7 protein-coding genes, 5 tRNA genes and 1 pseudogene are annotated in these 9,316 nt (G+C 41.8%); 1 reads left to right on the forward strand and 12 read right to left on the reverse strand.

The genetic code is table 11. The annotated features are described in order from the left end of the window. Positions 1-565: 565 nt before the first annotated feature. The 11 genes from QL998_RS19520 to xerD form a co-directional block, all read right to left on the reverse strand. A tRNA-Arg gene (locus QL998_RS19520) sits at positions 566-642 on the reverse strand. 116 nt (positions 643-758) lie between these two features. Next, positions 759-835, reverse strand: a tRNA-Arg gene (locus QL998_RS19525). 78 nt (positions 836-913) lie between these two features. Further along, positions 914-990, reverse strand: a tRNA-Arg gene (locus QL998_RS19530). A gap of 45 nt (positions 991-1,035) precedes the next feature. Continuing rightward, positions 1,036-1,112, reverse strand: a tRNA-Arg gene (locus tag QL998_RS19535). Between the two features lie 38 nt (positions 1,113-1,150). Next, a tRNA-Ser gene (locus QL998_RS19540) sits at positions 1,151-1,243 on the reverse strand. Between the two features lie 128 nt (positions 1,244-1,371). After that, positions 1,372-1,554, reverse strand: a complete 183-nt coding sequence (locus QL998_RS19545; RefSeq protein ID WP_010553261.1) for a hypothetical protein — start codon at positions 1,552-1,554, stop codon at positions 1,372-1,374. 322 nt (positions 1,555-1,876) lie between these two features. Continuing rightward, positions 1,877-3,412: a lysine--tRNA ligase gene (gene lysS / locus QL998_RS19550; protein WP_290193329.1), complete on the reverse strand. Its 1,536-nt coding sequence runs from the start codon at positions 3,410-3,412 to the stop codon at positions 1,877-1,879. A gap of 26 nt (positions 3,413-3,438) precedes the next feature. Continuing rightward, a protein-coding gene (gene prfB, locus QL998_RS19555) for a peptide chain release factor 2 (protein ID WP_139016071.1) occupies positions 3,439-4,537 on the reverse strand; the annotation gives its coding sequence in 2 pieces (ribosomal slippage) (positions 3,439-4,461 and positions 4,463-4,537; 1,098 coding nt in all). Positions 4,538-4,680: 143 nt separating this feature from the next. Next, positions 4,681-6,402: a single-stranded-DNA-specific exonuclease RecJ gene (recJ, locus tag QL998_RS19560; protein WP_182195254.1), complete on the reverse strand. Its 1,722-nt coding sequence runs from the start codon at positions 6,400-6,402 to the stop codon at positions 4,681-4,683. A gap of 81 nt (positions 6,403-6,483) precedes the next feature. Continuing rightward, on the reverse strand, positions 6,484-7,212 hold the full coding sequence (gene dsbC, locus QL998_RS19565) for a bifunctional protein-disulfide isomerase/oxidoreductase DsbC (protein ID WP_182195252.1): 729 nt from the start codon (positions 7,210-7,212) through the stop codon (positions 6,484-6,486). Positions 7,213-7,275: 63 nt separating this feature from the next. Continuing rightward, complete coding sequence (gene xerD, locus QL998_RS19570; protein ID WP_002961416.1) at positions 7,276-8,202, reverse strand: site-specific tyrosine recombinase XerD; 927 nt, start codon at positions 8,200-8,202, stop codon at positions 7,276-7,278. A gap of 94 nt (positions 8,203-8,296) precedes the next feature. Here xerD and fldB point away from each other — a divergent pair, with 94 nt between their 5' ends. Next, positions 8,297-8,818, forward strand: coding sequence for a flavodoxin FldB (fldB, locus tag QL998_RS19575; RefSeq protein ID WP_182195295.1), 522 nt, complete (start codon positions 8,297-8,299; stop codon positions 8,816-8,818). An 84-nt stretch (positions 8,819-8,902) separates the two neighbouring features. Here fldB and QL998_RS19580 read toward each other — a convergent pair. Next, positions 8,903-9,187, reverse strand: a pseudogene (locus tag QL998_RS19580) (YHS domain-containing (seleno)protein); the annotation flags it as partial. Between the last annotated feature and the right edge of the window lie 129 nt (positions 9,188-9,316).

The following is a 9,316-nucleotide window of genomic DNA, read 5'->3' on the forward strand; positions in this document are numbered from 1 at the left end:
CCCACCCTCAAGCACAGTATTGGTCTGACTAAGTATAGGGCGTTGCGCTATTTTGCACGCTGACCCACCAATACTGCCGAAACAGGTTACGGTTAGTTGTGTACCTCTAACTTCTTATGGCTTCCTTCAGACCCCACCGTTGGCCAGTGACGCCCTTGCCATTCAGATTATCTTCCCCTTAGTCAGGGTAATAAGGCATCTTTCAGCCTATCGGGTTTGCCAGCTTCGCTGGGCAAACAAAAAAACCGACTTTCATCGGTTTCTTTTCTATTAACTTTATTAGTAATAGAAAGTAGTGGGTGCAGGACGTATCTTGCAAGAGTGAACCTCCGACTGCTTTGTTCGCAGTAGGTTACTCTATCCACATCCACGCTTTAATTTATTTCAGGCACAAAAAAAACGACTTAGTGTCGGCTTATGTATGAAAGTGGTCGGCGCAGGACGTATCTTGTAAGAGTGAACCTCCGACTGCTTGGTTCTCAATTCACCTAAACCTACACTTCACTTCACTTCACTTTATTTTAGGCACAAAAAAACCGACTTAATGTCGGCTTGTTTATGAAAGTGGTGGGCGCAGGAGGATTCGAACCTCCGACCGCTCGGTTCGTAGCCGAGTACTCTATCCAGCTGAGCTATGCACCCACTTTCATAGATTGCTTATTTAAACTCTAAGCAGAGCGTATTAATTCAGGCATAAAAAAAACCGATTTCCATCGGCTTATTTTTCTTACACTTAAAAGTGTATGAAAATATGAAAGTGGTGGGCGCAGGAGGATTCGAACCTCCGACCGCTCGGTTCGTAGCCGAGTACTCTATCCAGCTGAGCTATGCACCCACTTTCATTTTTACTATTACTTGTTTTTACTCTAAGTGAGAGTTTTACTTATTTATACTCTAAGTAGAGTTTATAAAGTGGTGGGCGCAGGAGGATTCGAACCTCCGACCGCTCGGTTCGTAGCCGAGTACTCTATCCAGCTGAGCTATGCACCCACTTTATAGTTTGCTTATTTAGACTCTAAGCGAGTTATTAAAGTATGGTGGGCGCAGGAGGATTCGAACCTCCGACCGCTCGGTTCGTAGCCGAGTACTCTATCCAGCTGAGCTATGCACCCATACTTTAAAATTTTACAAAACACGCCATTAAAAGAAATGGTGGAGAGGGAGGGATTCGAACCCTCGATAGAGCTACAAACTCTATACTCCCTTAGCAGGGGAGCTCCTTCGGCCACTCGGACACCTCTCCGTCTTGTGGGGCGTATAATAAAGATTTCAGAAAATATGTCAAACACTTTTCTACCAAAAACGACTATATGGTTATAGATTGCACATATGCTTGGTTTAAAAGTGTAATTAGTTTGAAATTTAAGCGGGTTACGTATTTTTATTTGAAGGATTAACACCTAGCACGGGAACTAAGTCATCAGTTAACTGAGCCAAATACTGTTCTTGGTAACCTAATTGTTGAAATTCAGCGATACAAGCACGGTAGTAAGCGTTTCGTTCTTGCTCTGATGTGCATTCTTCTGATAAATCATCTACTCGTTTGTCTTTCATACTATTATTCTAAGTCCTTTAAGAATCTATATTTAACTGCTAAATACCAGCAGTGTAAATTTCGTGCGTATTCTAGCTAAAACCTTTGTACAAACACAACATATGTTTAAAAAACAATCATACTAAAAAGTTATAGCACTGTTAGTTTTAATATTAAAAACTTCCAGTAACAATAAGTTAGTAAAGCTGAATTGCACATTAATCAGCACTAATAATTACCTTTAATTTTTAGTGTAGTACTTATTAATTAAAACACTAATTATAAGCAAAAAAAACGCCGCTATTAAGCGGCGTTTATTAACTTACTTTGTTCTACTAAAGATTAGTCAGCTTGTGGACGCATATGCGGGAACAAAATAACGTCTTTAATTGTTGATGAATCAGTAAACAACATAACTAAACGGTCAATACCAATACCTTCACCAGCCGTTGGCGGTAAGCCGTACTCTAGTGCGCGTATGTAGTCTTCGTCGTAGTGCATTGCTTCATCATCGCCTGCGTCTTTCTCTTCAACTTGACGAGTAAAGCGCTCAGCTTGGTCCTGTGCATCGTTAAGCTCAGAGAAACCATTTGCAAGTTCACGACCGCCAACAAAAAACTCAAAACGGTCGGTAACAAATGGGTTTTCGTCGTTACGGCGTGCAAGTGGTGATACTTCCCACGGGTAACCAGTAATAAACGTAGGTTGAATAAGCATGTGCTCTGCTGTTTCTTCAAATATTTCACAAAGAAACTTACCTGGACCCCAAACACAGTTTTCAGGAATTTTAACGTGCACTTGTTTAGCGTACGCTTTTAACTCTTCAAAATGGTTTTCTGGGTCGTTAAATACCGCAGCATCAAACTCAGGGTTATATTTTAAGATAGCATCCGCCATACTTAAACGTGTAAACGGTTGGCCAAAGTCGTATTCAACTGAATCGATAACTTCGCCATTTTCGTCCTTAGTTGTATTAACTACAATTGCACTACCTAGTACGTTTTCTGCAACAGTACGTAGCATGTCTTCGGTAATGTTCATCAGGTCGATGTAATCAGCGTATGCTTGGTAAAATTCAATCATTGTAAATTCTGGGTTGTGGCGTGTAGATAACCCTTCGTTACGGAAGTTACGGTTAACTTCAAATACACGATCAAAACCACCTACCACTAAGCGCTTTAAGTAAAGCTCTGGCGCTATACGTAGGTACATGTCGATATCAAGCGCGTTATGGTGAGTCACAAACGGACGCGCAGATGCACCACCAGGTATAACCTGTAGCATAGGTGTTTCTACTTCCATAAAGTCACGGTCTGCTAAAAAGCGACGAATACCTTCAACTACTTGTGAGCGAATGCGGAATGTTTCGCGCGTTGCTTCGTTAGTAATTAAGTCAACATAACGTTGGCGGTACTTTGTTTCTTGATCTGATAAGCCATGGAATTTTTCAGGTAACGGGCGAAGTGACTTAGTTAGTAATTGATACTCAGTCATTTCTACGTATAAATCGCCTTTACCCGATTTATTTAACGCGCCTTTAACACCTATAATATCGCCAGTGTCTAGCTGACCATATTTTTCTTTAAGGTCTTTTTGAACATCTTTAGATGCATACGCTTGTACGCGACCTTTCATGTCTTGAATTACAAAAAACGGTCCACGCTTTGCTAAAATACGGCCAGCGATAGACACAACTTCGTGCATCTCTACTAATTCTTCTTTGCTCTTATCACCAAACTGGGCTTGCAAATCAGCCGTGTAATGCTCACGACGGAATTGGTTTGGATGACCGTTGGCTGGGCAACTTTCGCGTATAGCGTCTAACTTGCCGCGACGCTCAGCGATTAACTTGTTTTCGTCTTGGATTTTATCAGTCATTTTTTAGCTCTTTATTAGCTTGGTGGTTATAGGCCAGATTTAAGGCTGGCTTCAATAAATTTATCTAAGTTACCGTCAAGTACCGATTGGGTATTGCGGTTTTCAACGCCTGTACGTAAATCTTTAATGCGTGCGTCATCAAGTACGTATGAACGAATTTGACTACCCCAACCAATATCAGATTTAGCGTCTTCTTGCGTTTGTTTTTCAGCATTTTGCTGTTGTAGCTCAAGCTCAAATAATTTAGCTTTTAACTGCTTCATCGCTTGGGCTTTATTTTTATGCTGCGAACGCTCGTTTTGACACTGCACTACGGTATTTGTTGGTACGTGAGTAATACGAACCGCCGATTCAGTGGTGTTAACGTGCTGACCACCCGCGCCCGATGCACGGTAAACGTCTATACGTAAGTCTGACGGATTCATATCAATTTCAATGTTATCGTCAACTTCTGGGTATACAAACGCAGAAGCAAATGAAGTATGACGACGACCACTTGAGTCAAATGGGCTTTTACGTACTAAGCGATGTACACCAGTTTCGGTACGTAGCCAACCGTAAGCGTATTCGCCAACAAAGCGGACAGTTGCGCCTTTAATACCGGCAACATCACCGTCGGTCGCTTCAACTAGCTCAACTTTAAAGCCTTTAGCCTCGCCCCAACGTAAATACATACGAAGTAAAATGTTACACCAGTCTTGTGCTTCAGTACCGCCAGAACCTGATTGTAAATCAAGGTAAGCATCGTTTGAGTCATGAGGACCCGAAAACATACGACGAAACTCTAAACCTTCTAACTGTCCGTTTAAATCAGCAAGCTCAGTTTGCGCTTCAACAAAGGTATCTTCGTCTTCAGCTTCTACAGCTAGCTCAAGTAAGCCTTCAACGTCGTCAGTACCGGCTACTAGGTTGTCGATTGTTTCAACAACCGCTTCTAATGCTGATTTTTCACGGCCAAGCGCTTGTGCGCGTTCAGGCTCATTCCATACGGCTGAATCTTCAAGCTCGGCGTTAACTTCTTCTAAGCGTTCTTGTTTAAGAGCGTAGTCAAAGGTACCCCCGAAGCAATTCAGTACGTTCGCGAATTTCCTTGATTTGATTAATCACAGGATTCACTTCAAACATGTACATCACTCCAAAATGGCTAGGTAATTGCGCCCCTTTAAATGGGATTTTCGCAATAAATTATCGTCAAATGATAAAAACGCCCGATTTTAACAAAAAACCGCGCGCTTTATTAGCATTTTATGCATGATATTACATATTTTTTAGTGTACTTTTTCAAGCTCTCTAACTATTAATTGCAGCGTAAATTTACCTCTAAACTCATTTATATCGAGCTGATACGCTACTTTCACAAACTTGGCCTCTGTATCTGGCCACTCTTTTACATCAATACCAAAAGCAATGGCGTCAACTAATCGACCAGATTGGTGCTTTAACACGAGCTTTAAATGCTTTTCGCCTACTATGCGCTGCTGTATTACTTCAAAGGTATGCTCAAACACCGGCTCAGGAAATTGCTGACCCCACGGGCCCGACTGCTTTAATAGCTGGGCAAAATCCATTGTAAAGCAGTCGTTTGGCAGCTCGCCGTCGGTAAACACAATGCAGCGCTTACTTTCTTCACTTAGTTGCGCGCTAACTGCGGCATCAAACGCTTTTTTAAAGTCGTTAAAATGCTGCTCGTTAATACTTAAACCAGCGGCCATTGCGTGGCCACCAAATTTATTAATTAAATGCGGGTCGGCGGTATTAAGTCCTTCGAGTAAATCGCGCATGTGTAGCCCTTCAATAGAGCGGCACGAGCCTTTTATTTCACCATTTTCGCCACCAGCAAATATAACAGTTGGGCGGTGATATTTTTCTTTTAAGCGACCAGCCAAAATACCAATAACACCTTGATGCCAATCGTCTTGAAACAAACAAATAGCATCAGGGATGTTATCGTCGCTAAATGCGAGCCTATCAAGCACGGCTTGCGCCTCAAATTGCATGCCTTGTTCTATTTCGCGCCTTGCAAAGTTTAAGCTATCGAGTTCGCCCGCTATACTACGCGCTTGGTTTATATCGGTGCTAAGCAAGCACGCTATACCCAAACTCATGTCGTCCAATCGCCCTGCTGCATTCAAACGCGGCGCAAGCGAAAAACCAAAATCACTGGCACTTAAACGAGCAGCATTACGATTTGCCACTTCAATAAGCGCGGTAATACCAGGGCGTGTTTTACCACTGCGAATACGTGCTAAACCTTGATGCACTAACGTACGGTTGTTCGCATCAAGTGCGACCACGTCAGCAACCGTACCAAGCGCTACAATGTCGAGTAAGTTAGCTAAATTAGGCGGCGGTTGCTGCTCAAAATAACCTAAGTCTCGCATTACGCTTCTCAGTGCTATTAATAAGTAAAAAGCAACGCCAACGCCAGCAATGGATTTAGACGGAAAATCACATTCATGCCTGTTTGGGTTTACTATTGCATCGGCATTTGGCAGCTGCTCACCTTGTAAGTGGTGATCTGTTACCAGCACTTTTATGCCAACCGCTTTTAAAATATCAATACCGGCAATACACGATATGCCGTTATCTACGGTGATCACTAAATCAGGTTTTATTTGTACTATTTGCTCTGCAAGCGCGGGACTTAAACCATAACCTAAGCTAAACCTGTCAGGAATTAAGTAATCTAAATGCTTAAAGCCAAACATCTCAAGGCCTTGCATTAAAGTTGCAGTACTTGTTGCGCCATCGGCATCAAAGTCGCCAACTATTAATATTTGGCTTTGCGCTTTTAATGCTTCAATTAATAAGTCGCTGGCTTTGTCGATGTCTTTAAACAATTTAAAGTCGTGGAGCGTAGCTACGCTGTTATTTAGCTCTTCGGCATTGAATACATTGCGGTTAGCATAAATTTGTTTAATTACAGGGTGTAAATTACTCGGCAGATGCGAGTCGTCAACGTTTTCACGCGCAATGATTAGTTTTTTCATGCAGGGTTTTAACTTATTGAGTCGTATTAAAAAGACAAAAAAAGGCCATTAAGGCCTTTTTAATAATAACTAAGCGTTTAATTACGACGCTTTGTTAGCTTCTAATGCTGCTTTTAATGCTGCTGCTGGCTGGTAACCAGGGATCATCGTACCATCTTCTAAAATAATAGCGGGTGTGCCGCTAATACCAAAGCTTTGACCTAATTGGTAATGCTCTGCAACCGGTGCGCTACAGCCTGCAACTACTTTAGTGCTTGTACCCGACTTAGCTTCTGTTAGTGCTTCTTGCTGATCGCGTGCACACCATACGTTCATTAAATCGGCGTAGCCTGAACCTTGTAAGCCACCACGTGGAAACGCAAGGTACTTAACGGTAATACCCGCATCAAGTAAATCGTCTAACTCGCGATGTAATTTACGACAGTAACCACAGCTAATGTCGGTAAATACGGTAATACTGTGTTTTTCGTTTGGTGCTTTGTACACAATCATCGAATCTTCGTATTCTTTAATGCCCTCAACACGCACGCCGTTTAATGCTTGCTCTGTTAAGTTGTTACGATTATTTAAATCGATTAACGTACCTTGCATTAAAAATTGACCATCTGGACTTGCGTAAAGTACGCCCTTATTAGTGATCAACTCTTTTAAGCCCGCTACTGGGCTTGGGTTAATTTGCTTTACAGTTACACCAAGCTCGGCAAATTTAGTAATAATAGGATCATTAGTATCTGGTGTTACAGCAACGCCATTTGCAAATGCACTAATACTTGTGCACAACATGGCACCTGCTAACATTAATTTTTTCATAACTTCTCTCTATCCTAAAAACACTTAATATATTGACCGGCTTAATAATATTTACTTTCAAACTTACGCTCGCGGATGATGCTCTGCGTGTACCGACTTTAACCGTTCATTGGCAACATGGGTATAAATTTGCGTCGTTGATAAATCGCTATGGCCCAACATCATTTGTACCACACGTAAATCTGCCCCATGATTTAATAAGTGCGTAGCAAAAGCATGGCGCATGGTATGGGGCGATAATGGAGACTCAACTGATGCCAAAATAGCATAGTGTTTAATTCTATGCCAAAAGGTTTGTCGCGTCATGCCTACTCCGCGCTTAGATGGGAACACAAAATCGGTGGCGTGTTTTATCATTTGTGCACGCCCACCCTTTAAAAATTGCTCCAGCCAATACATGGCTTCTTCACCCAATGGCACTAAGCGCTCTTTGTTACCCTTGCCTTTTACAAACACAACCGCTTGGCGCAAATTAATTTGCTCCATACGAAGCCCAACAAGCTCACTTACACGCAACCCCGTTGCATAAAGTAGCTCTAGCATGGCCTTATCGCGCAGTCCCATCGCTTCTTCGGTGTTAGGCGCATTTAATAATGCCTCAACTTCAGCTTCTGAGAGTGTTTTAGGTAACGACTGTCCGGCTTTTGGTTGAGCTATGTTTAGCATGGGCGAATCACTAATTATTTTTTCGCGCACAAAATACTGATAAAAACGCTTTAGCGCACTAATGCTACGTGCTGTACTGCGTGGTTTTAAACCTAAATCAACTCGATGCGCTAAATAGCTTTCTATGTCGAGCCCCGTTACCGTCATTAAATTTTCGCCCTTTAAAAATAGGCAAAACTTATCTAAATCACTGCGATAAGCGCTTAATGTATTTTCGCTTACGCCTTGTTCTAAGTACAGGCTATCTAAAAAGGTTTCTAGGTAGTCGCTATTACTGCTCATACTGCTGTTATTTTCAAAAGAATCGTCAGATAGCGTTGTCACATTATGCTCTCATGCTTTGCTAAGGTATCAATTAAAAATACCTTACGGTAAACTTGAGCCTATCATATCAGGCAATTACACAGTGATAAATACGATGCAAATTGGTTTATTTTTTGGTTCTACTACGTGCTACACCGAAATGGCAGCAGAAAAGATTCGCGACATTATTGGTGCCGATATAGTTACCCTGCACAATATTAAAGACGAGCCACTAAAAAATGCAGAGCAGTACGACTTTATCATCTTTGGTATTTCAACATGGGATTTTGGTGAAATACAAGAAGACTGGGAGTCAAAGTGGGACGACATAGCCGACGTAAACCTAAAAGGTAAAACCATTGCTTTATTTGGCATGGGCGATCAACAAGGTTACGGGCAGTGGTTTCAAGATGCGCTAGGCATGCTACACGACGAAATAAATACGCAAACATTTACTCAACTTGGTTTTTGGCCAAACGACAGTAGCTACGAGTTTGAAGCTTCAAAAGCATTGACGCCTGATGGTAAACAGTTTGTAGGACTCGCGCTCGACGAAGACAGCCAATACGAGCTAAGCGACGACCGCATTGCAACATGGGTTGAACAGGTAATGACTGAATACGGCGAAACGCTTTAATTCACTTATAAATACCGAAAAATAAAATAAAAAAGCGCGTAACTATAAAATTAGTTACGCGCTTTTTTATTAATATAAATCAATTTATTGAAACGTCATCACATTGGTTGTTTGTGGGTAGTACCCATCAGCCATAACAATGTACGGTAGTAAATTACTTAACCATTTTTGCTGCACGCTTTCGCTATAATTTAAGTAAAGCTTATCTTCGTGAATATAAAATGCTTCAGGGTCTATCCCTACGGCATTACCCTCATCAGCCATTGCATAAGCGCACCAGCCACCGTATTGCGGTGCATAACGCTTTGGGTTTTCTGCAAATGCCGTTTTATTTTCTTCACTCGAAAAATGCCAGTCAGCACCTAAATAACCTAAGGGATCCCCAAAAATAATTATTAAATTTCAATCACATCACTCACATCCATATTTTTCCAATCGAGTTGCACTACCACCTGTACGAAATAGGCTAGCCCTTCCAAGTAATCTCGCCGCCGCAGC

Source organism: Pseudoalteromonas sp. APC 3691, from assembly GCF_030408135.1.
Taxonomy (GTDB): Bacteria; Pseudomonadota; Gammaproteobacteria; order Enterobacterales; family Alteromonadaceae; genus Pseudoalteromonas.

Excerpts from the sequence above, each read along its gene's own strand:
- QL998_RS19545 (WP_010553261.1), bottom strand. The coding sequence starts at position 1,554 with ATGAAAGACAAACGAGTAGATGATTTATCAGAAGAATGCACATCAGAG.
- lysS (WP_290193329.1), bottom strand. The coding sequence starts at position 3,412 with ATGACTGATAAAATCCAAGACGAAAACAAGTTAATCGCTGAGCGTCGC.
- recJ (WP_182195254.1), bottom strand. The coding sequence starts at position 6,402 with ATGAAAAAACTAATCATTGCGCGTGAAAACGTTGACGACTCGCATCTG.
- dsbC (WP_182195252.1), bottom strand. The coding sequence starts at position 7,212 with ATGAAAAAATTAATGTTAGCAGGTGCCATGTTGTGCACAAGTATTAGT.
- fldB (WP_182195295.1), top strand. The coding sequence starts at position 8,297 with ATGCAAATTGGTTTATTTTTTGGTTCTACTACGTGCTACACCGAAATG.